Annotated in this window: 24 protein-coding genes; 8 read left to right on the top strand and 16 right to left on the bottom strand. The window is 53.9% G+C overall.

Annotation, left to right across the window (positions count from 1 at the left end):
- Window positions 1–4: 4 nt before the first annotated feature.
- From HP564_RS16250 to cpxP, 6 genes are all read right to left on the bottom strand, one after another.
- Complete coding sequence (locus HP564_RS16250) at window positions 5–751, bottom strand: CDP-diacylglycerol diphosphatase (protein ID WP_371244778.1); 747 nt, start codon at window positions 749–751, stop codon at window positions 5–7.
- Between the two features lie 113 nt (window positions 752–864).
- Window positions 865–1,854, bottom strand: coding sequence for a sulfate ABC transporter substrate-binding protein (locus HP564_RS16245; RefSeq protein ID WP_371244776.1), 990 nt, complete (start codon window positions 1,852–1,854; stop codon window positions 865–867).
- Window positions 1,855–2,003: 149 nt separating this feature from the next.
- On the bottom strand, window positions 2,004–2,966 hold the full coding sequence (gene pfkA, locus HP564_RS16240; protein ID WP_371244775.1) for a 6-phosphofructokinase: 963 nt from the start codon (window positions 2,964–2,966) through the stop codon (window positions 2,004–2,006).
- Between the two features lie 206 nt (window positions 2,967–3,172).
- Window positions 3,173–4,075 (bottom strand): CDF family cation-efflux transporter FieF, encoded by a 903-nt coding sequence (gene fieF / locus HP564_RS16235; RefSeq protein ID WP_371244774.1) that lies wholly within the window; start codon window positions 4,073–4,075, stop codon window positions 3,173–3,175.
- 218 nt (window positions 4,076–4,293) lie between these two features.
- Complete coding sequence (locus HP564_RS16230) at window positions 4,294–4,476, bottom strand: general stress protein (protein ID WP_371244772.1); 183 nt, start codon at window positions 4,474–4,476, stop codon at window positions 4,294–4,296.
- Between the two features lie 508 nt (window positions 4,477–4,984).
- Entirely contained in the window at window positions 4,985–5,494 is a 510-nt protein-coding gene (gene cpxP, locus HP564_RS16225; protein ID WP_371244771.1) for a cell-envelope stress modulator CpxP, read from the bottom strand.
- Between the two features lie 149 nt (window positions 5,495–5,643).
- Here cpxP and cpxR point away from each other — a divergent pair, with 149 nt between their 5' ends.
- From cpxR to trmL, 3 genes are read left to right on the top strand one after another with little or no spacing between them, the layout of a single operon-like run.
- A complete protein-coding gene (gene cpxR, locus HP564_RS16220; RefSeq protein ID WP_371244770.1) occupies window positions 5,644–6,342 on the top strand; it encodes an envelope stress response regulator transcription factor CpxR in 699 nt (232 codons plus the stop codon).
- Complete coding sequence (gene cpxA, locus HP564_RS16215; RefSeq protein WP_371244768.1) at window positions 6,339–7,718, top strand: envelope stress sensor histidine kinase CpxA; 1,380 nt, start codon at window positions 6,339–6,341, stop codon at window positions 7,716–7,718. Before cpxR ends, cpxA begins: the two co-directional genes overlap by 4 nt.
- Before the next feature lie 35 nt (window positions 7,719–7,753).
- A complete protein-coding gene (trmL, locus tag HP564_RS16210; RefSeq protein WP_371244766.1) occupies window positions 7,754–8,224 on the top strand; it encodes a tRNA (uridine(34)/cytosine(34)/5-carboxymethylaminomethyluridine(34)-2'-O)-methyltransferase TrmL in 471 nt (156 codons plus the stop codon).
- On the opposite strand, the gene cysE is transcribed toward trmL, so the two are convergent.
- From cysE to HP564_RS16185, 5 genes are all read right to left on the bottom strand, one after another.
- The gene (cysE, locus tag HP564_RS16205; RefSeq protein WP_371244765.1) at window positions 8,221–9,042 is read right to left on the bottom strand and encodes a serine O-acetyltransferase; all 822 of its coding nucleotides are present in this window, start codon (window positions 9,040–9,042) and stop codon (window positions 8,221–8,223) included. The two genes, trmL and cysE, sit on opposite strands and share 4 nt — an antisense overlap.
- A 67-nt stretch (window positions 9,043–9,109) precedes the next feature.
- Complete coding sequence (gpsA, locus tag HP564_RS16200) at window positions 9,110–10,126, bottom strand: NAD(P)H-dependent glycerol-3-phosphate dehydrogenase (RefSeq protein ID WP_371244763.1); 1,017 nt, start codon at window positions 10,124–10,126, stop codon at window positions 9,110–9,112.
- The gene (gene secB / locus HP564_RS16195) at window positions 10,126–10,590 is read right to left on the bottom strand and encodes a protein-export chaperone SecB (RefSeq protein WP_371244762.1); all 465 of its coding nucleotides are present in this window, start codon (window positions 10,588–10,590) and stop codon (window positions 10,126–10,128) included. The genes gpsA and secB overlap by 1 nt, the downstream gene beginning before the upstream one ends.
- Window positions 10,591–10,626: 36 nt before the next feature.
- The gene (gene grxC, locus HP564_RS16190; protein WP_371244761.1) at window positions 10,627–10,881 is read right to left on the bottom strand and encodes a glutaredoxin 3; all 255 of its coding nucleotides are present in this window, start codon (window positions 10,879–10,881) and stop codon (window positions 10,627–10,629) included.
- Window positions 10,882–10,901: 20 nt separating this feature from the next.
- Window positions 10,902–11,333 (bottom strand): rhodanese-like domain-containing protein, encoded by a 432-nt coding sequence (locus HP564_RS16185; protein WP_371244759.1) that lies wholly within the window; start codon window positions 11,331–11,333, stop codon window positions 10,902–10,904.
- Between the two features lie 253 nt (window positions 11,334–11,586).
- Here HP564_RS16185 and envC point away from each other — a divergent pair, with 253 nt between their 5' ends.
- From envC to HP564_RS16170, 3 genes are all read left to right on the top strand, one after another.
- Window positions 11,587–12,888: a murein hydrolase activator EnvC gene (envC, locus tag HP564_RS16180; protein ID WP_371244986.1), complete on the top strand. Its 1,302-nt coding sequence runs from the start codon at window positions 11,587–11,589 to the stop codon at window positions 12,886–12,888.
- 3 nt (window positions 12,889–12,891) lie between these two features.
- Complete coding sequence (locus tag HP564_RS16175; RefSeq protein WP_371244985.1) at window positions 12,892–13,788, top strand: divergent polysaccharide deacetylase family protein; 897 nt, start codon at window positions 12,892–12,894, stop codon at window positions 13,786–13,788.
- A 133-nt stretch (window positions 13,789–13,921) separates the two neighbouring features.
- Window positions 13,922–14,998, top strand: coding sequence for a glycosyltransferase family 9 protein (locus HP564_RS16170; RefSeq protein WP_371244757.1), 1,077 nt, complete (start codon window positions 13,922–13,924; stop codon window positions 14,996–14,998).
- Between the two features lie 5 nt (window positions 14,999–15,003).
- On the opposite strand, the gene HP564_RS16165 is transcribed toward HP564_RS16170, so the two are convergent.
- The 5 genes from HP564_RS16165 to rfaD all read right to left on the bottom strand — a co-directional run bounded on the left by HP564_RS16165 (window position 15,004) and on the right by rfaD (window position 20,026).
- Entirely contained in the window at window positions 15,004–15,990 is a 987-nt protein-coding gene (locus HP564_RS16165; protein ID WP_371244755.1) for an O-antigen ligase family protein, read from the bottom strand.
- A gap of 181 nt (window positions 15,991–16,171) precedes the next feature.
- Window positions 16,172–17,068, bottom strand: coding sequence for a sugar glycosyltransferase (locus tag HP564_RS16160; RefSeq protein WP_371244752.1), 897 nt, complete (start codon window positions 17,066–17,068; stop codon window positions 16,172–16,174).
- Window positions 17,069–18,031 (bottom strand): lipopolysaccharide heptosyltransferase RfaC, encoded by a 963-nt coding sequence (rfaC, locus tag HP564_RS16155; protein ID WP_371244750.1) that lies wholly within the window; start codon window positions 18,029–18,031, stop codon window positions 17,069–17,071.
- Window positions 18,019–19,077 (bottom strand): ADP-heptose--LPS heptosyltransferase RfaF, encoded by a 1,059-nt coding sequence (rfaF, locus tag HP564_RS16150; protein ID WP_371244748.1) that lies wholly within the window; start codon window positions 19,075–19,077, stop codon window positions 18,019–18,021. Before rfaF ends, rfaC begins: the two co-directional genes overlap by 13 nt.
- Before the next feature lie 16 nt (window positions 19,078–19,093).
- Window positions 19,094–20,026 carry an ADP-glyceromanno-heptose 6-epimerase gene (gene rfaD, locus HP564_RS16145; protein ID WP_371244747.1) on the bottom strand — a complete coding sequence of 311 codons (933 nt, stop codon included), beginning with the start codon at window positions 20,024–20,026 and terminating at the stop codon, window positions 19,094–19,096.
- Window positions 20,027–20,258: 232 nt separating this feature from the next.
- On the opposite strand from rfaD, the gene HP564_RS16140 reads away from it, so the two are divergent.
- Together HP564_RS16140 and tdh are read left to right on the top strand one after the other, a co-directional pair.
- Window positions 20,259–21,455 (top strand): glycine C-acetyltransferase, encoded by a 1,197-nt coding sequence (locus tag HP564_RS16140; RefSeq protein ID WP_371244984.1) that lies wholly within the window; start codon window positions 20,259–20,261, stop codon window positions 21,453–21,455.
- 10 nt (window positions 21,456–21,465) lie between these two features.
- A complete protein-coding gene (gene tdh / locus HP564_RS16135) occupies window positions 21,466–22,494 on the top strand; it encodes an L-threonine 3-dehydrogenase (protein WP_371244746.1) in 1,029 nt (342 codons plus the stop codon).
- Window positions 22,495–22,502 lie beyond the last annotated feature (8 nt).

Genomic DNA, 22,502 nt, shown 5'->3' with positions numbered 1-22,502 from the left:
TTTTTTATGGCTGCAATATCTGGCAGCTGTGATCCTGTAGCTCTTCCGCCGAACCACGATTCAGCAACAGCCAGTTTCGCTCCAGCGCCAGAGCAGCCAGGCGCCCATCCGACAGTTGCGCTATCGCCACGCCATATTTCCCCATCTCGCCGCGCGCATCAGGTATCTCCTGCGCAATGCGGATAAACAGGCTTTGCCGGGTCAGTTCCGGCAGCGTGAGCGTGCGTATCAAATAGGTATGCTGGTGCAGCGTTTCCGCCTGCCAGCGGCGGGAGAGCGCAGGAGTCAGACGATCCAGCGCACGCCGTACATCGGGTCGCAGACAGGAGATATGAATATGCAGCTGGTTTTGTGTGCGGCCATATTCGGCATTAATCGCCAGCGAGAGCGCGCTGTCGGCAACAGGCGCGCCCCGGCGTAGTGCCAGCTGCTCGCGAGACTGCCAGGCCAGAGCAATGAAATTAGGTGTGGCGGGATTGAGCAGCGACGAACTCTCCATCCCGGTTATTTTTGCCAGCGGGATCAGCAGATATTGCAGTGGGCCGTTAAGATCTTTCAGCAGCGCATAGCCGTTTTCACGATCGACACGCTGACAGGGCGCTGGCAATCCCATGGTACGCTGGTTCGGCTCACACTTTTCACTCACGATCTGCCACAGCGCATTGCTGTTTTTTTGCAGATGAATAGCTGCTATCACTAAACCGCTCATCAGGACCAACAGCAGTAGCGCAATCAGACGGTGTCCACGCATGGCAAAGCTCCTTTCCGGCTTGTGCCCGCATCCTCGCGCGCTTATGCCGCAATGTCACGCACAAACAAAAACGGCCAGCACGCTGGCTGACCGTTTTCACTGCTCATATGCGATTAAGGCTTCATCACCTGATCGTAGGTGCCGCCGTCGGCGAAGTGCGTCTTCTGCGCCTGCGCCCAACCGCCAAACTTGTTGTCGATAGTGAACAGTTTTACCGGGGCAAAGGCGCTGGCAAACTTCTTCGCCACTTCTGCATCGCGCGGACGGTAAAAGTTTTGCGCCGCAATGGTCTGGCCTTCCGGTGAGTAGAGGTAGGTCAGATAGGCATCCGCCACCTTGCGGGTACCCTGATCGTCGACCACTTTGTCAACCACAGAAACCGTTGGTTCTGCCAGGATAGATTCGCTCGGCGTCACGATGTCGAACTTGTCCTTGCCCAGCTTATCAACCGCCAGGTACGCTTCGTTTTCCCAGGCAATCAGCACATCACCAATGCCGCGCTCTACGAAGGTGTTGGTTGCACCACGTGCGCCAGAGTCCTGCACCTCAACATTTTTAAACAGCGCTTTGACGTATGCCTGCGCTTTGGCCTGATCGCCATTGTTTTGATCCAGCGCCCAGCCCCAGGCGGCCAGATAGTTCCAGCGTGCCCCGCCAGACGTTTTCGGGTTTGGCGTGATCACGGAGACGCCCGGCTTGATCAAATCTGGCCAGTCGTGAATGCCTTTTGGGTTGCCTTTGCGTACCAGAAACACAATGGTGGACGTATAGGGTGCAGAGTTGTCAGGCAGACGTTTAAGCCAGTTTTTGTCGATGCGACCGCGTTCAGCGATGGCATCCACATCAGACTGCAACGCCAGCGTAACGACATCGGCGCGAATGCCATTGATAACGGAAGTAGCCTGTTTACCCGAGCCGCCGTGCGACTGGCGGATCACTACGTTATCGCCGGTTTCCTGCTTATAGTGTGCTGCAAAAGCTTTATTGTACTGCTCATACAGCTCGCGCGTTGGATCGTAAGAGACGTTCAGCAGGTGGTAATCCTTTGCCAGAACGCTGGCAGAGGCCAGCAGAAGGGTAAGACCGATACTCCACTTATTCATTATGCACTCTCCCGATGTCATTAGGCCGGTAGCGTGACATAAACCATTTTAGAGCTAAAAGAATTAAAAATAAGGATTTATAACCGAGAGGAATATAGATAAACCGCACAGCGGCGCGCCAGCGAAGCGCGCCGTTTTAAAAGAAGCAATCAGTAGAGTTTTTTTGCCGTTTCCAGCCAGTCACGCTTGAACGGACGCTTCATATTTTCGATGGCGTCGATAATGTCGTGATGCACCATCTTCTCGTTTTGAATACCGACGCAGCGGCCACCGTAGCCCTGCAGCAACAGCTCAATGGCGTAGGCTCCCATGCGCGAGGCGAGAATGCGGTCATACGCACAGGGTGCGCCGCCACGCTGGATATGACCTAGCACGGTCGCGCGGGTTTCGCGTTTGGTTTCCGTCTCGATATATTTTGCCAGATCGTCGATATCACAAATGTGCTCGGTAATGGCCACGATCGCGTGCTTTTTCCCTTTGGCGATGCCGGCTTTGATCTCCATGACCAGCTCTTCACGCGTGTAAGGGATTTCAGGCAGTACGATAAATTCGCAGCCGCCCGCAATGGATGCCGCCAGCGTCAGATCGCCACAGTAACGGCCCATGACCTCCACGATAGAGATACGCTGGTGAGAAGAGGAGGTGTCGCGCAGGCGGTCAATCGCTTCTACCACGGTTTCCAGCGCAGTGAAGTAACCGATGGTATAGTCGGTACCCGCTACGTCGTTATCGATGGTGCCAGGCAGACCAATGCAGGGGAAGCCCATTTCGGTCAGACGCTTTGCACCCATATAGGAACCGTCTCCGCCGATTACCACTAACGCATCGATGCCGCGTTTTTTCATATTCTCAATGGCAACCTGACGCACTTCATCATTGCGAAACTCGGGAAAACGCGCGGAACCCAGAAAAGTGCCCCCGCGGTTAATCATGTCTGACACGCTGTAGCGGTCAAGATTAATCATGCGATCTTCATACAGGCCCAGATAGCCGTCATAGATACCAAAAACTTCCAGCCCTTCGCTCAACGCTGAGCGCACAACACCGCGAATGGCTGCGTTCATGCCTGGGGCGTCGCCGCCGCTGGTCAATACACCAATTTTTTTGATCATGACAACCTCTGGATTGTTAAAACGAAAAGTTAATCCTGCCTGTCGTGCGCCGCCAAGCGGCATATCGTTATGCGCGACCCGTGATGGCAGATAGTATATCAAAGGCTTGCTGCTGAATTGATTCAGGTCAGACAAGTTTTCACTAAATTTTTTGCAGTAATGTTAGCGCTTCGTCATTTTAAATCGACAAAACTGATCCAATTGGGTTAAAAGCCGGGAGAATTCTGCTGTTCGACAGGAACGACCGAACAGGGATCCTGATGAATAATCACGTCCGATCCAGGAAAGCGTTTGCGCAACGCCTTCTCCACCTGATCGGCGACGCGATGCGCCTGCACCAGCGGCAAATCATCATCCAGCTCCAGGTGCAGCTGTATAAATTTAGTGGGCCCAGACTGACGCGTGCGCACGTCATGAACGCCTTCAACGCCAGGCCAGTTCAGAGCAAGCGTCAGAATGGCGTTGTGCTCTTCTTCGGGCAGCGCACGATCCAGTAGCGACTGCACGGCTTCATAACCCATACGCAGCGCGCTGTACAAAATAAAGGCACCAATACCCAGTGCGAACAACGCATCGGCGCGAGCAAAGCCAAAGCTGCTTAATCCTAACGCAATCAGGATAGCGCCATTCATAATCACATCGGACTGGTAATGCAGCATGTCGGCGCGAATCGCCTGGCTGTGGGTATGACGGACCACCCAGCGCTGGAAGGCGACCAGTGTCAGTGTTGAACACAGCGCGACCACGGTGACAATCACCCCCACCATCGGCGCGCGCAGCGTATTCGGGGTTGCCAGATGCTGAATACCGGTTAAAAACAGAAATAGCGCTGACCCGGAGATAAACATACTTTGCGCCAGCGCCGCAAGTGACTCAGCTTTACCGTGACCAAAGGTATGATTGGCATCAGCGGGCTGTAACGCATAGCGCACGACCAGCAGATTGGTCAGTGAGGCGGCAATATCCACCAGTGAATCAACCAGCCCTGCCAGCAGACTCACAGACCCGGTGTACCACCAGGCAAAAATTTTCACAATCAGCAGGCAGGACGCCAGAATCGTCGCGGCCAGCGCAGCACGCTTGACCAGACGCGCATAGATGGGCTGCATAATGTCTCCCTGTGTCGTTACCGGCATGCACCCAAAACAGAGGAATGGTTAAAGTTTAACATCTGGAGAGTTGCCGCGCCTAAACATCAGCTAGCCAGGAAGAGAATCGAGGGAGTTGTTGCAAAGACAAACCCCGCCCTCAATGAGGACGGGGTACCGTTTCCCGGGCGGGAAACGCACGATTACAGCTGCGCTCTTACGACTGCGCTCTTACGACGTCAGGATGAGCTGCGGCCACCACCGTGGCTGTTCTGACCGCCTTTTTTGCCTGCTTCAGAGGCTTTTTCACGATCATTTTTGAAGTTGCCACCGCCGCTGTGTTGTCCGCCTTTTTTACCAGCTTCAGAGGCTTTTTGTGGGTTATCTGAGAAATTGCCTGAACCACCACGATGTTCTGCCATAACTTACTCCGTTAATATATTCAGATTGATTTACGTAATGTGGTTAATGCACTCCGTTTAAATTCCCGGGATGTACAGCTTCCTTGCTGCGACAGAATTAATTGTAGAAGTAACAAGGCAGAATTCAAGGAAAGAGAAATAAACAATAACTCTTTGTATTATATACAATAAAAATAGACTCATTAGTAACCTGTTGCTTATTATCATATATTTAAACAATTTGCCGTTCGGCTTTAATAATAAAACCAAACCTGCGTCACATATATTTATCCCGCATATGCTTTCCCTTCCTGACTATAAACGACCCGTAAGCAAATATAATATTGTTAATTACCTTTTAATTTAGGGTGTTAGTCCCCTTCTTAAATGAAATGTTAATGTTTGTGGCAGATAAGAGGGCAAAGGTTGACTTACCAACCTGAAACGCGCAAAAAGGCAAAAAAAACCCCGCCATCATGGCGGGGAAGACAGGGATGGTGTCTATGGCAAGGAAAACAGGGATACTATGTTACTGGTTACTGCTGGTACTACTCACTGCTTGCAGCGATGACGCTGACTGCAAATTTGAGAGCTCGCGTAATTCGCTAAGACGCCGCTCATAATTCTTTTGCAACGTGGCCTGCTGGGCCGGCGTTAGCAGGTGGTACATCTGGTTACGAATGCGCGCCATCTCGACATGCTGTTCGATCTGCGCCTGCGCGATTTTTTCAGCCTGGGCGCGAATAGCCGCTTCGTTAAATTTGTCTGCCGTAATCATGCCATGCATGTTTTCGATGTCTTCGACGCTGACGGGTGCACGTTTATGTCGTGCCTGCTGCATCAGGTCTCGCATCTGTTGACGCTGCTCTTCCGTCAACTCAATGCCGTCAAACATGTGGCTTTGCGGATTTTGCGTCATACTGCCTGTCGTCAATCCGCCGTGATGCATGTCGTCAATCGTCGTCGTGTCTGCTTCTCCTGCGCTGGCGTGATTGAGAACCATCGCTGAGGCAAGGACGACGGCGGTTACTGTGCGCATCGTTTACTCCAGTTTGTTCCGTTTTGCGATTCAACGAGAGCCAGTGTACGGCGATAGCTGCAAACATCCGTCAGGGGGTGTAAAACTACGTAAAGCGTTGGATTGACAAGTCAGGAACACGGTATTTTGCCTGCGGAGGGCAATAAAAAATGAATAAAATCCTGTTGGTTGACGATGACCGCGAATTGACTTCGCTGCTTAAAGAACTGTTAGAAATGGAAGGGTTTGAAGTCGTGGTAGCCAGCGATGGCGAACAGGCGTTAAGCCTGCTGGATACCTCTGTCGATTTGCTTTTACTCGATGTGATGATGCCTAAAAAGAACGGTATCGACACGCTGAAAGAGTTACGCCAGCAACATCAGACGCCGGTGATCATGTTAACGGCCCGCGGGAGCGAGCTGGATCGCGTTCTGGGGCTCGAACTGGGTGCAGATGACTATTTGCCTAAGCCTTTTAACGATCGTGAACTGGTGGCCCGTATACGGGCGATTTTGCGCCGCTCGAACTGGAGCGAGCAACAGCAGCAGCATGACAACAGTTCGCCAACGCTGGAAGTTGACTGCCTGCGCCTCAACCCCGGCCGTCAGGAGGCCAGCTTTGACAGCCAGACGCTCGATCTGACCGGCACGGAGTTTACGCTGCTCTATCTGCTGGCACAGCATCTTGGTCAGGTGGTCTCGCGCGAACACCTCAGTCAGGAAGTGCTCGGCAAGCGTCTGACGCCGTTCGACCGCGCCATTGATATGCATATCTCCAACCTGCGCCGTAAGCTGCCTGAGCGTCGCGATGGTCATCCGTGGTTTAAAACCTTACGCGGACGCGGCTATCTGATGGTCTCAGCATCATGATTGGCAGTCTGACCACCCGCATCTTCGCCATCTTCTGGTTAACCCTGGCGCTGGTGTTGATGCTGGTCTTGATGGTGCCCAAACTCGATTCTCGCCAGATGACTGCGCTGCTCGATAGCGAGCAGCGACAGGGCACGATGATTGAGCAGCATGTTGAAGCGGAGCTGTCACAGGATCCGCCCAACGATTTAATGTGGTGGCGCCGCCTGTTTCGTGCGATTGAAAAGTGGGCTCCGCCAGGCCAACGCCTGCTGCTGGTTACCAGCGAAGGCCGCGTGATTGGCGCACAGCACAATGAAATGCAGGTCATTCGCAACTTTATTGGCCAGTCTGACAATGCCGATCATCCGCAGAAAAAAAAGTATGGTCGCATTGAGATGGTCGGTCCCTTTGCCGTACGCGACGGTGAAGATAACTATCAGCTCTATCTGATTCGTCCTGCGACCAGCTCGCAGCTCGATTTTGTTAATTTACTGTTTGATCGCCCGCTGCTGCTGCTGATTGTCACCATGCTGATCAGCTCGCCGCTGCTGCTCTGGCTGGCGTGGAGCCTGGCACGTCCGGCGCGCAAGCTTAAATATGCGGCAGATGAAGTCGCCAGCGGTAATTTACGTCAGCACCCGGAACTGGAATCGGGGCCGCAGGAATTTCTGGCGGCAGGCTCCAGCTTCAACCAGATGGTCAGCGCGCTGGAAAGGATGATGACGTCACAGCAGCGCCTGCTGTCAGACATCAGCCATGAGCTGCGCACGCCGCTGACGCGCTTGCAGCTGGCGACAGCACTGCTGCGCCGTCGCCACGGCGAAGGCAAAGAGCTGGAGCGCATTGAGACCGAAGCACAGCGTCTGGACGGCATGATCAACGATCTGCTGGTCCTGTCGCGAACCCAGCATAAGAATGCGCTGGTCAGTGAGGCGATGAAGGCAAATCAGCTGTGGAATGGCGTGCTGGAGGATGCAAAATTCGAAGCTGAGCAGATGGGCAAACAGCTTGATGTACCCTATCCTCCCGGCCCCTGGCCGCTCTACGGCAACCCGCACGCACTGGAAAGCGCGCTGGAAAACATTGTGCGCAACGCGCTGCGTTACTCACACTCGCACATCAGCGTCAGTTTTTCGGTCGATATCAGCGGCCTGACGGTGCACGTTGATGATGATGGTCCGGGCGTTAGTCAGGAAGATCGCGAGCAAATTTTCCGGCCGTTCTATCGTACCGACGAAGCGCGTGACCGTGAGTCCGGGGGGACCGGGCTGGGCCTGGCGATTGTGGAAACCGCTATCCAGCAGCATCGGGGTTGGGTGAAGGCGGATGACAGCCCTCTTGGCGGTCTGCGGCTGACACTCTGGCTTCCGCTTTACTCCTCCAGCCGACAATAATTTGTTATGCTCTGGCCCCTGTTATCGGGGGCCTTATGCTTAACATCGTCTTATTTGAACCAGAAATCCCACCTAATACCGGCAACATCATTCGCCTCTGCGCGAATACCGGTTTCCGTCTGCATCTGATAGAGCCGCTCGGCTTTGCATGGGACGATAAACGTCTGCGTCGCGCCGGTCTTGACTACCACGAATTTACCGCCATCCAGAAGCATGAGAATTATGCCGCGTTTCTTCAGGCTGAGCAGCCGAGACGCCTGTTTGCGCTCACGACCAAAGGAACGCCGGCACACAGCGCGGTAAACTATCAGGAAGGGGATTATCTGCTGTTTGGCCCGGAAAGCCGCGGACTGCCGGCCGACATCCTCAATGCGCTTCCCGCTGATCAGAAGATCCGTATTCCTATGCGTGCAGAGAGCCGCAGCATGAATCTGTCAAATGCGGTGTCGGTGGTGGTGTATGAAGCCTGGCGCCAGCTTGACTACGCTGGCGCCAGGCTTAATTAGATTCCGTCGCCAAATTCAAAACCCGGCACGGTGCCGTTAAAGTGTTGATCCATATCCATTGAGGGTTTGTCACTGGCAGGTTTGCCTACAATCCGTGCCGGTACGCCTGCTGCCGTCGTATGTGGCGGCACGGGCTGCAATACCACGGAGCCGGCACCAATTTTTGCGCCGCGCCCCACTTCAATATTGCCAAGAATTTTTGCGCCAGCACCAATCATCACGCCTTCCCGGATTTTTGGATGGCGATCGCCGCTGGTTTTACCCGTACCACCCAGCGTCACCGACTGCAGAATGGAGACATCGTTCTCAACTACTGCGGTTTCACCAATGACAATGCCCGTAGCGTGGTCAAGCATAATACCGTGGCCGATCTGCGCCGCAGGATGGATATCAACGGCGAACGAGACGGAGATTTCATTTTGCAGATAGACCGCCAGTGCACGGCGTCCCTCATTCCACAGCCAGTGGCCGATGCGATAAGCCTGAAGCGCATGAAATCCTTTCAGATAGAGCAGCGGCGTTGAGTACTTATCTACCGCAGGGTCGCGCTGGCGCACTGCCTGGATATCATGTGCAGCCGAGGCGATCATTGTCGGATCCTGGCGATAGGCTTCCTCGACAATTTCGCGGATAGCGATAGCGGGCATAATGGGGTTGGAGAGTTTGTTCGCCAGCATATAGCTCAGGGCGCTGCCGAGATTCTCGTGTTTCAACAAAGTCGCATGATAAAAACTGGCCAGCATTGGCTCACAGTCGGCCAGTGCGCGCGCTTCCGCTTTAATATTGTTCCAGACCAGTTCCAGCTCATCAGACGACATTGCTCTCTTCTCCCGATAAAAAAAGCGCCTGAATGGCGCTACAGGTGATAATGCTGTGCATCCTGCATCAGCCCGGGCTGTTTTCGTCCTTCCGTGTACGGCCCAACAGAGTCAATGCTGCCTCTCGCGCCGATTTTCCGCAATAGAGTACCTGATAGATTTGCTCGGTAATCGGCATTTCAACGCCAACGCGCTCAGCTAACACCTTCACTTCCTTAGTGTTTCTGAACCCCTCTACAACTTGTCCGATAATGCGCTGCGCGTTATCTACCTCTTCGCCCTGGCCCAGCATCAGGCCAAAACGGCGGTTACGCGACTGATTATCGGTACACGTTAATACCAGATCGCCCAGACCTGCCATGCCCATAAAGGTGGTGGGATCGGCACCCAGGGCGGCACCCAGCCGACTCATTTCTGCCAGACCGCGTGTAATCAGCGCCGTGCGCGCATTTGCGCCGAAGCCGATGCCGTCTGAAATCCCGGCACCGATAGCAATAACGTTTTTAACGGCACCGCCCAGTTGCACTCCGACGAAATCGGGATTGTTATAGACACGGAAACTTTTGCCGCAGTGCAGCTTCAGCTGCAAATCCTCAGCAAAAGTCGCATCGGTCGCCGCCAGCGCAATGGCGGTCGGTAGACCAGCCGCCAGCTCTTTGGCGAACGTCGGTCCCGAAATCACCGCAAGCGGTGTCTCTTTGCCAAGGATGTCGCGCGCCACATCCTGCAACAGTCGTCCTGTCTCTCTCTCCAGCCCTTTGGTGGCCCAGACGATGCGCGATTCAGACCGCAAATGCGGTTTAATCTGCGTCAGCACGTCGCCAAACACATGGCTTGGTACAACAACCAGCAGATCGCGGCTGGCCGCAATCGCTTTAGCGAGGTCGGGCTCAAGCTCAAGGTTGTCGGGAAAGGGAACGTCAGGAAGAAAAGCGCTGTTGCAGCGTTCGATCTGTAATTGCGCGAGATGAGCAGGATTGTGTCCCCACAGCAGCACAGGATTGCCGTTGCGGGCCAGCGTGATAGCCAGAGCGGTGCCGTATGAACCGGCACCGATGACGCTAATCGAAGCGTGTGTAGTCATCAGGCATCCTGATGTGATTCAGCACCTTCGCCTTGCTGCTGCAGATAGTTCATGAACAGTGCGTCAAAGTTGACCGGTGCCAGGTTAAGCTGCGGGAAGGTGCCGCGAGACACCAGGCTGGTGATGCATTCGCGCGCATACGGGAACAGGATGTTCGGGCAGTAAGCACCCAGGCAGTGGGCCATCTGTGTACCTTCGATGCCGCTAATGGTGAAGATACCTGCCTGCTGAACTTCACACAGGAAGGCCGTTTCTTCGCCGACGCTGGCGGTTACGGTTACACGCAATACCACTTCATAAACTTCGTCAGCCAGCTGTGATGACGCAGTGTCCAGATCCAGCTTCACTTCCGGTTCCCACTCTTTCTGGAAAACCTGCGGTGCGTTCGGCGCTTCGAAAGAGACATCTTTGGTGTATACGCGTTGAATCTGGAATTGCATTTCGTTGGTGTTTTGTTCTGACATCTGACTAAGTCCTGTGAGTTGAAAAATCCTGCACCCTTACGCCTGCAGTAACGGATCTAATCCTTCACGCTCGTCCAGCGCATAAAGGTCGTCGCAACCGCCGATGTGCTGCGCATCAATAAAAATCTGAGGCACGGTAGTACGGCCGCTGCGCTTGATCATTTCTTCGCGTTTCGCCGCATTCCCGTCGATGGGGATTTCCTGAAACGCCACACCTTTTTGACTCAGCAGCGCCTTCGCCCGGTGGCAGAAAGGACAGGTCGCTTTGGTGTAAATCTCAACATTGGCCATATTGCCTACCTCAGTGAATGTTATTTTCCGCGCACCAGCGGAAGGTTGTCTCCGCTCCAGCCACTGATGCCGTCTTTCAGTACGGTCACCTGGCTAAAGCCAGCGGCGCTCAGTTTTTCAGCCGGTTCGCTTGCGCTCTGGCCGGTCGCGCACACCACAATTATGGGCTGAGCTTTATGCTTTTCCAGTTCGCCAAAGCTGCCTTTTTTGATATCTGCGGCGGCAACGTTGATGGCACCCGAAATATGTCCTTTGCGGTAATCGTCACGCGACCGCACGTCCACTACTACCGCCTCTTCTTTGTTAATCAGGCGGGTCGCTTCACCGCGGCTGATTACTTTCACCTTAGAAAACATTCCCTTGAAGGTGGTCACAATCACCAGAACCAGTAAAACAACCCATGCCAGACTGAGGATGGTGTGATTGCTTGCAAACTGCATAATTTCTTGCATGAGGGGTAAAGACTCCAGACCGGGCTAATAAGCTAAAAACAAGGGTTCTGAGTATACCTGCGCCACTTCTCATGTACAGACGCTAAGCAGCCAGAGTTACGATTTGTGCGTCATTTTCCAAAAAAAATTGCCGTATCGCAAAAATGGCACAACGCTTATTCAGAATTAAGATAAATGCGGACATCTTTCGAAAAGGAAATCTCATGGCGTGGCGCTGGTAAGCGGCTGTTCGTCGTGGAATAATCACTGGCCTATGAAGGGAAAAGCGACTGTTTTAGCCACAAGGACCCGTCACAGCGGAAAAAAAACCCCGTTGCCTGTACGCCTGTCCATTCTCTCCTTCAGCCTGCTTTGCGCGGGCGTTCTGTTATTGCCCACCGCCGCGTACAGCGCTGACGACAGCAAGTCGCAGTTGAAATCCATTCAGCAAGATATTGCCGAAAAAGAAAAAAGCGTTAAAGCGCAAAAAATCCAGCGCAGCCAGCTGCTCGATCAGCTACAAAGCCAGGAAAAAGTGATTGCGCAGGCCAGCCGTCAGCTGCGCGAAACCCGCAACAGCCTCAACGCGCTCAACCGCGAGATCGGCCAGCTGACCGCCTCCATTGCCCGTCTTGAGAAGCAACAGTCGCAGCAGGAAAGTCTGCTTTCTCAGCAGCTGGATGCGGCATTCCGACAGGGAAAACATAATGGTGTGCAGCTGTTGCTTGGTGGCGAAGAGAGCCAGCGCAGCGAGCGCATTCTGGCCTATTTTGGCTATCTCAACGACGCGCGGCAAAAGAGCATCGATGAGTTACAAAAAACCCGACAGACGCTGGGTGAACAAAAAAGCTCACTCCAGCAGAAACAGCAGCAGCAAAAAAGTCTGTTAGCCCAGCAGCAAGGCCAGCAGGAGAAGCTGCAGCAGGCAAGTGCGGCCCGTAAGAAAACGCTGAGCGCGCTGGAAAACGCGCTGGAAAAAGATCAGGCCGATCTGGTTGAGATGCGCCAGAACGAGAGCCGTCTGCAGGATAAAATCGCCCGGGCCGAACGCGAGGCGCGAGAACGCGCGGCGCGCGAGGCGCGGGAAGCGGAAAAAGTGCGCCAGCGTCAGGCGCAGGCGAAAGCCAAAGGCTCGACCTATCAGCCGACACAGAGCGAGCGCGAACTGGTGGCCCGCACCGGCGGGCTGGGTCGCGCAAGCGGCCAGGCGCTCTGGCCGGTACGCGGCCGTATCGAACATCGCTTTGGCGAACAGCTACAGGGCGAACTGCGCTGGAAGGGATTAGTCATTGATGCGCCGGAAGGATCGGAAGTAAAAGCGATCGCTGATGGCCGCGTATTAATGGCGGACTGGCTACAGGGCTATGGGCTGGTTGTCGTGCTGGAGCATGGCAAAGGTGATATGAGCCTGTACGGCTATAACCAAAGCGCGCTGGTGAGCGTAGGTGCCCAGGTGAAGGCAGGACAGCCTGTTGCCCTTGTGGGCACCAGTGGTGGCCGCGGCACGCCATCGCTCTATTTTGAAATCCGCCGTCAGGGACAGGCCGTCAATCCACTGCCGTGGTTAGGAAGATAAGTGTTGTTTCAACGTCGCCATCTCGCCGCTGCAATCAGCGGACTGTTGTTAAGCTGCGCAGCCCATGCGGACAAGCTCGCTATTGTTATTGACGATTTTGGTTATCGTCCTGCGGAAGAAAACAAGGTGCTGCAAATGCCCGCCGCCATCTCTGTTGCCGTGCTGCCCAACGCGCCGGCTGCGCGTCAGATGGCGATCAAAGCGCATCAGGGGGGTCATGAGGTGCTGATTCATCTGCCGATGGCGCCACTCAGCAAACAGCCGCTGGAAAAAGATACGCTGACGCCAGAGATGAGCAGCGAAGAGATTGCGCGCATCCTGCGCAATGCCGTGAATAACGTGCCTTATGCTGTGGGCCTGAACAACCATATGGGCAGCAAAATGACCTCCAGCCTGCCCGGTATGCAGAAGGTGATGCAGGCGCTCAACCACTATAACTTTTATTTTCTCGACAGTATGACGATTGGCAACAGCCAGTCGGTGCCTGCCGCTCAGGGCACGCATGTTAAGGTGCTAAAACGCCGTGTATTTCTGGATGACAGTCAGGATATCAATGCCATTCGCCAGCAGTTTACACGCGCGGTAAAACTGGCGCAGCGTGATGGTTACGCTATTGCCATTGGCCATCCGCATCCTAATACGGTACGCGTGCTCCAGCAGATGCTGCCAACGCTGCCCTCAGACATCACGCTGGTGAGTCCGGCCCAGCTGCTTAATGAGCCGCTGCATCGCGGTTCAACTCCGTCAAAACCGCAGCCGCGCCCGACGAAACCTGACTTCCAGCCGCCAGGCGTATGTAACATCAAACAGCAACCCGTTCCGGCAACCAGGGCGCTTGGCGTGGTATGGGAAAGCATCGCCGCCAGCCTGCCGGTTACTACCATCAGGCAACTGTTTTGATCGCGGTCTGAAAAAGTCATGCAGATCGCAAGTGGCTTGTTATCCGTTGCGCATCCTCTATGATGGATGCGCAATTTTGCATGCAGAGAAGTGTGTGCTTCTCAATTTCTGTGATTAGTCGCTTTTAATGCCAATGAAACTGAAAAAAAAGATATATTTCATTAACGCTGTTATCGCTCTTTACTCGCTGTTTAACGGGCACAGAAAAAAGCCTGCGCTGAGTCAGGATATTGAATTTAAACGCATCGCTATTTATTCCACTACGGCGTTAGGCGACCTGCTTTTCAACACGCCAGCGATTAAGGCGATAAAAAAACGCTATCCGCAGGCACACATTTTCTTTGTCACCAGCCAGAAAAACAGCCTGCTGGTGCAGGAGAGTCCGTGGTTCGATCAGGTTGAGATCTGGGATAATAAAATTAAAAACATGCACAGGCTGTTAAAAAAGCTATGGGCATTTAAACCAGAAGTAACCTTTATTCTGCACGCCAATATTTATTACGACATTCTGTGCGCGAAGCTGTCAGGCTCAACCTATATTGTGCGTGATAATTTTATGCAAGATCCTAAAGTTTTAAACCGCTGGCTGGATAGCTACTCGCAGCCGGAAGATACGCATATTATCCAGCGAAAATTAAATACGCTGGGCCGTTTAGGCTGCGATACCAGCGATATTAGTATGGCTTTTCCCCTGGAGATTGCCATGCCGCCAAAGCCGCTGGAAAAACGCCGTATTGGTTTTCAGATGGGTGCATCCAAGCCCGATCGCTGCTGGCCAGTGGAACATTTTGTTGAGCTGGCCAGATTGATTTTAGCTGCCGACCCGCAGGCTGAAATTGTCTTAACCGGTGCGCGTCAGGATGCCAGGCTTGAGCAGGAGTTTATAAATTTATTGCCTGAATCGCTGCACCCCAATATTACTTCGCTGATCGGCAAAACAACGCTGATTGAGCTTATCCAGCAGATTGGGACTTTCACGCTACTGGTCACGGGTGATACGGGGCCGCTACACCTGGCTATCACTGCGCAAACGCCGACGCTGAGTCTCTATGTAGGAGCGAACCCGCGTCATACTGGCCCCTACCAGGATCCCCATCTGCATAAAACGATTCGGGTTGAGCCGCAGGCTGGAGACGATGCAAAGCTGCCGCTGCGGAAAATCAGCGCTGAATCTGTTTTTGCACAGATCCAGGCGCTGCTGTCTTTCTGAATCGCTTAGCGCTGTCGACTCACCGGTTCAGGACGTCGCGAAGCCATAGCGACCGCCAGCGGCAACCAAAAGAGCATCCAGGATTCATTAGGGGAGCCAATAACGAACATGCCCTGCGTGACAAAAAACATAAGAGAGAAGCAATAGAGCATGGCCTCCAGCGCCATCGCCTCGTGAAAGCGCCGCCAGGCGCAGCCTAATCCTGCCGCCATCACCGCTGCCAGCAGAATGAGCCCGGCAATGCCGCCCTTCAACAACGTACCCAAATAAACGCTGTGCGTGGTGGTAACCACTGCGCCCAGGCTATTGGTGAAGGAGAGCGTTTTATCGAAGCCCCAGCCAAACCAGGGTTTCTGTTCCGCCAGCTCCAGCGCGTGGTGCCAGATACCAAAGCGAACGTAGCTCTGCTGATAGGCGTCAATTAATCGCTGCGAATATTCGCTGCCATAGCCGGTAAAATAGAAAAACAGACCAATTAAAATAAAACAGGCAACAGTGGACAGCATATGTCGCAGATGAATGTGCTTATATTTGGCAAAAAGCAAAAACGAAGAGACGATGAGCGCCAGCAGTGGCCCGCGACTTTGCGTGAGTAACAGACCGATAAACAGCAGCGCAGCGGGCAGATAGAGCCAATGCTTGCCGCTTTCCCGTGAGACAATAAGTGCACTGATGATGCCAATGGCGAAATAGCCACCCAGATCGATAACATTGCTGGGTGCGCTGAAAAAACCATTTTCCAGCCGACCGGTCAGCAGGGTACTTTTATCGACAAAAACAAAGGTCAGGATTAACAGCACGAAGGTGGCAGAGAAAAGGATTGAATGCACCGTCAACACGCTATAATGCTTAATCAGATGGTTAATCATCAGCATGAAAAAAAGAATATAGATGCTGTGTTTCAGGGCAGAAGAGAACGTGCCCTCTCCGTCACTCCACAATGTACTCAGGCTAAAATAAACGAGAAAAAGGCTGGTGGTTATCAGCGGCACCTTCAACCCCTGAATAAACGTCTTAAAGCGTTGCCTGTCAGCTAAAAAAACAATAACCATCAGGATTAACGAGAGATAGAAAAAGTTGCTAACCTTGCCCTGTGAAGGAAATATCGGCATTAAAAATAAAAATGCCATAAATGAAAAGGAAGCAATTTTTGCAATTAGCGTACGTCTGGACTCAGAGATCATTCAGCGACACCTTTTCAAAAATTTCGCTTTCAAGGGCGCTGTCCGGGGACAAATTATAAACCACGATATGTTCCTTTTTCAGTATCTGGCTGGCGTGCGAAAACGACGGTTTTATCAGTGATGAAAAACTGCTTTCAAGCAGGCTCGGCATCACATCGCCTTCACTTTCATAAAAACGCGGTAAAGAGAAGTTGGTCATATCCACACCGGCAATAAAGATCCTCTTTGCACCTAAGAAAAAGGCGATTTGCAGCGCCCAGTAGGCCACCGTCCCTGCATCGATTACCCCGTGTCGGATATCGCGGCAAAATCCAATCTGGCTGTTCGCCGGATCGACCACCAGCCCCGGCAGCTGCGCGCTTTTGGCGGCGTAATCAGCAGGCTCAATCAGCGGCTGGAAGATCTTGTGCCTGACATCTTCAACAATGGCAAGACGGCATTTAACCGCTTCATAGCCCAGGGTGCAAAAAATATCGTGCAGACAGTGGACGGTGATGAACAGCAGCAGCTCGCGGTCCTGAATAATCTGCCGAATGATTGCCTGCCGGTCTGCAACAAAATCGCGGTCCACAATGACGTAATAATCGAATTTGAGGCGATCGTGCAAAGAGTAAGCACCGTTAACGCCCATGGCGCTAAACTGCGCCAGCTTTTGTGCATCGAGTGTCTTTACCGATGGCCCGGTTGCCACAATCGTCAGATCACCGCTATGGCTGGCGCGCAGCGCCGATAAGTCTTCCATCGCAACCGGCCTGCCCTTCCAGACCAGCGAGCGAATGTGTCCTTCTGGCGCGCGCGTGATATTTACGTGCGGCCATAAATTTTCACTGTGCCGGTAAGTGCGTGGGTGGGTATAGCGGTAAATCTGCTTCCAGAGCGATCCCATTCAACATAATTCCCTGAGCTTAGCAAAGACCTGTTCGGCACGGATTGAATCCATATTGCCATCACTGGCTTTTATTGCCTGCTGGTTTTGTCCGTAACCGCCAATCAGCCCTGGATCGGTTGGGCCATACAGGGTGATGTTGGGGCGATCCAGCGCCGCGGTCAGATGGCTCAGGCCGGTATCGACCGAGACGACCGCTCTGGCAGCCGCCAGTTCCCGGGCAACCGCATCCAGCGTCAGCTTTGGCAGGACCTCAACATAGTCAAAGCCTTCTGCCAGACGCTGCGCACGCTGATGTTCATGATCGGCCCCCCAGGGCAGTTTAATGCGTAGTCCGGTGGGCTGGAGCAGGCTTATCAGCTCACGCCAGTGGCTCTCCGACCAGTGTTTATTGTCACGCGTAGTGGCGTGCAGGAACACCAGATAAGGCGCGACATCCAGCGGCACTTGTTGCAGAAAATGAGCGGCGATGGCGTAGTCTCCCTGGGTTTGTGGTTTTTCATAGCCCAGGCTTTTTGCAAACAGCTCACGCGTGCGCTCTACCGCATGCTGCTTTTTATCGATCTCATGGCGACGGTCGTACCACCAGCTGGCAAAAGGTTCACGCGCGCTGCGGCTGTCCTGACCATGCTTAACACCTCTGGCAAGGCGCGTGACCAGTGCAGCACTTTTTATCAGCCCTTGCGCGTCGATAATCACATCATACTGACGCGACTGTAATGCACGCTTGAAACAGACACGCTCTTCACGCTGCTGGCTGCCAAACCAGTGTTTACGCCAGCGACGGATGGCCACCGGCAGGACGTTGTCCACGGCGGGGTGCCAGGTCGGGATCTGGGCAAAGTTCTCCTCCACGACCCAGTCGAATCGGATCGCCGGGATCGCCTGCATGGCGTCGGTTAAGGCGGGAAGCGTGTGAAGCACATCGCCCATGGACGACGTTTTGACGATCAGGACCTGCATGCCGTCTCCTGCGGATGCGCCAGCAATTCGCTCAGTTCCTGATGAACGCGCTGCGGCTGGATATCGATCAGGCTTTGATGATAGCCCTGCCCGGCATCACCTCTGCGCACTTTATGGTATCCGCTAATCAAACGAATAATGCGCACCTGACGGGAAAGGGGTGGCGTAAAGTCAGGGCTACTTGGTCCATAGAGCGCGACCAGCGGACGATTAAGCGCAGCGGCAATATGCATTAGCCCTGAGTCGTTGCTGACCACGGCATTGCAGCGTGCAATTAACATAACCGCCTGCTCAAGCTGCGTTTCACCCGCCAGGTTGCGACAGTAGGGGCGCGCCTCTGGAGGGAGTACCGCGATAATCTCGTCGCCACAGGCACGATCTTTTGCCGAGCCGAACAGCACGATCTGCTTGCCTTCCGCAATCAGCTGCTGTGCCAGTGCGGCGTAATGGTAATGTGGCCAGCGTTTTGCCGGACCAAATTCCGCGCCCGGACAAAAACCTATCAGCGGACGCTCCGCAGAGAGCTGAAACTGTGCTGCCGTTTCAATCATCTCCTGCTCTTCTACCTGAAGCTGTGGCCAGAGCAGCGGCTGCGGAAGCTGCTGCGCCGAGGTTACCGGGGTGTCATACGCCAGCGCAATATAGCGCTCTACCATCAGGGGAAAAGCCGTTTTATCCAGCACGCGTATGTCATTGAGCAAGCCATAGCGCATTTCACCACGCCAGCCGACGCGACGTTTAATTCCGGCGAAGAAAGGCACCAGCGCTGATTTAAAGGAATTGGGCAGCACATAGGCACGGTCATAACCGCTGGCATGCAGCGTTTTGCCAATACGGCGGCGTTCGCCTAACGCCAGGGCGCCGTGCCCCAGCGGCATTGCCAGCGCCTGGTTAACTTCCGGCATGCGCGACAGCAAAGGACGACACCATGCAGGTGCCATCACATCGATCACCGCATCCGGATGTTGAGCCTTGAGGGTGCGATAGAGACTTTGCGACATCATCATATCGCCGACCCACGACGGGCCAATTACCAGAATTTTCATCGCCGGTACGCGTTCCTTATGCGCTGCGGTTCAGCCAGGCCATATAGTCAGCCACGCCCTGCGCAACGGTTTTAAAGGGTTTGTCATAGCCTGCTGCGCGCAGGTTAGTGAGATCTGCCTGAGTGTAGGCCTGATAACGACCTTTCAGTTTGTCAGGGAAAGGAATGTATTCAATTTGCCCTTTCTGATGGAATTTCAGCACCGCATCAGCCACTTCCTGGAATGACTCCGCGCGGCCGGTGCCGCAATTATAGATGCCGGAAATGCCATTTTCCCAACACCACAGGTTTACCGCGACCACGTCATCTACGTGGATAAAATCGCGCTTAAAGCCGTCGCTGCCTTCAAACAGCTTTGGATTCTCACCGGCAGCGATTTGCGTGTTGAGATGGAACGCCACGCTCGCCATGCTGCCTTTGTGACCTTCACGCGGGCCGTAAACGTTAAAGTAGCGGAAACCACAGACCGGTGACGCCGCTTCCGGCAGAATTTGACGCACGTAGTGGTCAAACAGCATTTTTGAATAGCCATAGACGTTCAGCGGCTGCTCATATTCACGCTTTTCGATGAAGTTATCATTGCGACCGCCGTAGGTCGCCGCAGATGAGGCGTAAAGGAACGGGATTTCACGCTCCAGACAGTAGTGCAGCAGATCTTTGGAGTACTGATAGTTGTTATCCATCATGTACTTGCCGTCCCACTCGGTGGTAGCAGAACAGGCACCTTCATGGAATACCGCTTCGATCGGGCCGAAATCTTCGCCCGCCGCGATATAGGTCAGAAACTCTTCTTTATCCATGTAGTCGCTGATATTGAGGTCGGCCAGATTGACGAACTTGGTGCCGTCTTTCAGGTTGTCGACCACCAGAATATCACTCATGCCGCGGTCATTAAGCGCTTTGACGATATTGCTGCCAATCATTCCTGCGCCGCCAGTGACGATAATCATGTGCTGTACCTTAAAAGTTATGGGGGTGAAACAGGGGGTTTCACGCGCTAATGTCTCATATCATAACATTTCATCACGGTGCAGACAGCCAGATGACTCTGACACCATGCCACTCCCCCGGTCTCTGACGTGAACTATGCTGCAAAATTGACATTCTCCTGGTCGATTTATCGTTAACCCTTCTTTCCTTCAGTAAGATGTGCCGAATTTCCGCTATCTGAGGAGAACAATGATGCCAGCGCAATTCTATCAGCACATCCGCCAGCAGCTGGATACTGCACATCAGGAAGGGTTGTTTAAGCAGGAGCGCATCATCACCTCCGCTCAGGGAACCCATATCAGGGTTGGTGAACGCGAAAACGTTATTAACTTCTGCGCCAACAATTACTTAGGTCTGGCTAATCATCCCGCGCTGATTCAGGCGGCAAAAGAAGGCATGGATTCGCACGGTTTTGGCATGGCATCGGTGCGCTTTATCTGCGGCACGCAGGAGAGCCATAAACAGTTAGAGAAAAAGCTGGCGGCCTTTCTGGGTATGGAGGATGCCATTCTCTACTCCTCCTGCTTCGATGCCAACGGCGGCCTGTTTGAAACCTTGCTTGATGCAGAAGACGCTATTATCTCCGACGCGCTGAACCACGCCTCAATCATTGACGGCGTCCGCCTGTGTAAGGCGCAGCGCTATCGCTACGCCAATAATGATATGCAGGCGCTGCGTGCCTGCCTGACAGAAGCTCGACAAAAAGGTGCGCGCCATCTCCTTATCGCCACTGACGGTGTCTTTTCAATGGATGGTGTCATCGCCAGTCTGCGCGCTATCTGCGATCTCGCCGAGGAGTTCGATGCGCTGGTCATGGTCGACGACTCACATGCAGTTGGCTTTGTAGGAGCCACCGGGCGCGGTACACACGAATATTGTGACGTCATGGGCCGCGTTGACATCATTACCGGCACGCTGGGTAAAGCCTTAGGCGGCGCATCCGGTGGCTACACCGCCGCGCGTGCGGAGGTCATTGAATGGCTGCGCCAGCGTTCACGCCCCTATCTCTTCTCTAACTCGCTCGCCCCGGCCATTGTTGCTGCCTCTCTTCGCGTGCTTGACCTGCTGAGCGAGGGCGATGGTCTGCGCCAGCGCCTGTGGGAGAACGCACGCTTCTTTCGCGAGAAGATGACTGCGGCGGGCTTTACCCTGGCCGGTGCCGATCACGCCATTATTCCGGTGATGCTGGGGGAAGCGAGCGTGGCACAGGAGTTTGCCCGTCTGCTGCAGCAGGAGAGCATTTACGTCACCGGTTTCTTTTATCCCGTGGTGCCACGCGGGCAGGCGCGTATCCGCACGCAGATTTCGGCAGCCCATACCCAGCAGCAGCTGGAGCGCGCGGTTGAGGCCTTTACGCGCATTGGCAAACAGCTCGGCGTAATCGCCTGAGGAGCGTTGAATGAAAGCCTTAGCCAAACTTCACGCTCGGGAAGGTATCTGGATGGTAACCGATGCGCCGATACCGGAACCGGGTCATAACGATTTGCTGATAAAAATCCGCAAAACCGCTATCTGCGGTACCGATATCCATATCTACAACTGGGATGACTGGTCGCGCAAAACCATCCCGGTGCCGATGATCACCGGTCACGAATATGTGGGTGAGGTGGTGGCTGTCGGCCAGGAGGTGCGAGGTTTTGCTGTCGGCGATCGCGTCTCGGGTGAGGGGCATATTACCTGCGGTCACTGCCGCAACTGTCGTGCCGGACGTACCCATTTATGCCGCAATACTGTCGGCGTGGGCGTTAACCGTCAGGGCTGCTTTGCCGAGTATCTGGTGATCCCGGCGTTCAACGCCTTCCGCATTCCCGACAATATCTCCGATGAGCTTGCTGCCATTTTCGATCCCTTTGGCAATGCGGTACATACCGCCCTGTCGTTCGATCTGGTGGGCGAAGATGTTCTGATCTCCGGAGCGGGCCCTATCGGGATTATGGCTGCGGCAGTGTGTAAACATGTTGGTGCCCGCAACGTGGTGATCACCGATATCAACGACTATCGCCTTGCGCTGGCGCGATCAATGGGCGTCACGCGCGCAGTAAACGTGATGCAGGACGATCTTCGCGGTGTGATGCGCGAACTGGGCATGACAGAGGGGTTTGATGTCGGGCTGGAGATGTCCGGTGCTCCCCCTGCATTCCGCACGCTGCTGGAGGTAATGAACCACGGTGGGCGGATTGCCCTGCTGGGCATACCGCCAGGCGAGATGGCGATTGACTGGAACCAGGTGATTTTTAAAGGGCTGTTTATCAAAGGGATTTATGGCCGTGAAATGTTTGAAACCTGGTATAAGATGGCCGCGCTGATTCAGTCTGGCCTTGATCTGACCCCTGTGATTACGCATCGCTTTCATATTGATGATTACCAGCAGGGCTTCGACGAGATGCGTTCCGGGCGATCAGGAAAAGTGGTGCTGAGCTGGGATTAACATCAACA

The organism is Pantoea sp. KPR_PJ, assembly GCF_041386365.1.
Lineage (GTDB): Bacteria > Pseudomonadota > Gammaproteobacteria > Enterobacterales > Enterobacteriaceae > Pantoea.
This window is presented reverse-complemented; position numbering and strand designations above follow the sequence as displayed.

Coding starts and splice junctions, on each gene's coding strand:
- rfaD (WP_371244747.1), bottom strand. CDS start 20,026: ATGATTATCGTCACTGGCGGCGCAGGAATGATTGGCAGCAATATCGTC.
- HP564_RS16170 (WP_371244757.1), top strand. CDS start 13,922: ATGAAACTGAAAAAAAAGATATATTTCATTAACGCTGTTATCGCTCTT.
- HP564_RS16250 (WP_371244778.1), bottom strand. CDS start 751: ATGCGTGGACACCGTCTGATTGCGCTACTGCTGTTGGTCCTGATGAGC.
- grxC (WP_371244761.1), bottom strand. CDS start 10,881: ATGGCCAATGTTGAGATTTACACCAAAGCGACCTGTCCTTTCTGCCAC.
- tdh (WP_371244746.1), top strand. CDS start 21,466: ATGAAAGCCTTAGCCAAACTTCACGCTCGGGAAGGTATCTGGATGGTA.
- trmL (WP_371244766.1), top strand. CDS start 7,754: ATGCTTAACATCGTCTTATTTGAACCAGAAATCCCACCTAATACCGGC.
- fieF (WP_371244774.1), bottom strand. CDS start 4,075: ATGCAGCCCATCTATGCGCGTCTGGTCAAGCGTGCTGCGCTGGCCGCG.
- cysE (WP_371244765.1), bottom strand. CDS start 9,042: ATGTCGTCTGATGAGCTGGAACTGGTCTGGAACAATATTAAAGCGGAA.
- cpxR (WP_371244770.1), top strand. CDS start 5,644: ATGAATAAAATCCTGTTGGTTGACGATGACCGCGAATTGACTTCGCTG.
- HP564_RS16185 (WP_371244759.1), bottom strand. CDS start 11,333: ATGCAAGAAATTATGCAGTTTGCAAGCAATCACACCATCCTCAGTCTG.
- HP564_RS16160 (WP_371244752.1), bottom strand. CDS start 17,068: ATGGGATCGCTCTGGAAGCAGATTTACCGCTATACCCACCCACGCACT.
- cpxA (WP_371244768.1), top strand. CDS start 6,339: ATGATTGGCAGTCTGACCACCCGCATCTTCGCCATCTTCTGGTTAACC.
- envC (WP_371244986.1), top strand. CDS start 11,587: ATGAAGGGAAAAGCGACTGTTTTAGCCACAAGGACCCGTCACAGCGGA.
- HP564_RS16140 (WP_371244984.1), top strand. CDS start 20,259: ATGCCAGCGCAATTCTATCAGCACATCCGCCAGCAGCTGGATACTGCA.
- gpsA (WP_371244763.1), bottom strand. CDS start 10,126: ATGACTACACACGCTTCGATTAGCGTCATCGGTGCCGGTTCATACGGC.
- HP564_RS16245 (WP_371244776.1), bottom strand. CDS start 1,854: ATGAATAAGTGGAGTATCGGTCTTACCCTTCTGCTGGCCTCTGCCAGC.
- rfaF (WP_371244748.1), bottom strand. CDS start 19,077: ATGAAAATTCTGGTAATTGGCCCGTCGTGGGTCGGCGATATGATGATG.
- secB (WP_371244762.1), bottom strand. CDS start 10,590: ATGTCAGAACAAAACACCAACGAAATGCAATTCCAGATTCAACGCGTA.
- HP564_RS16230 (WP_371244772.1), bottom strand. CDS start 4,476: ATGGCAGAACATCGTGGTGGTTCAGGCAATTTCTCAGATAACCCACAA.
- pfkA (WP_371244775.1), bottom strand. CDS start 2,966: ATGATCAAAAAAATTGGTGTATTGACCAGCGGCGGCGACGCCCCAGGC.
- cpxP (WP_371244771.1), bottom strand. CDS start 5,494: ATGCGCACAGTAACCGCCGTCGTCCTTGCCTCAGCGATGGTTCTCAAT.
- rfaC (WP_371244750.1), bottom strand. CDS start 18,031: ATGCAGGTCCTGATCGTCAAAACGTCGTCCATGGGCGATGTGCTTCAC.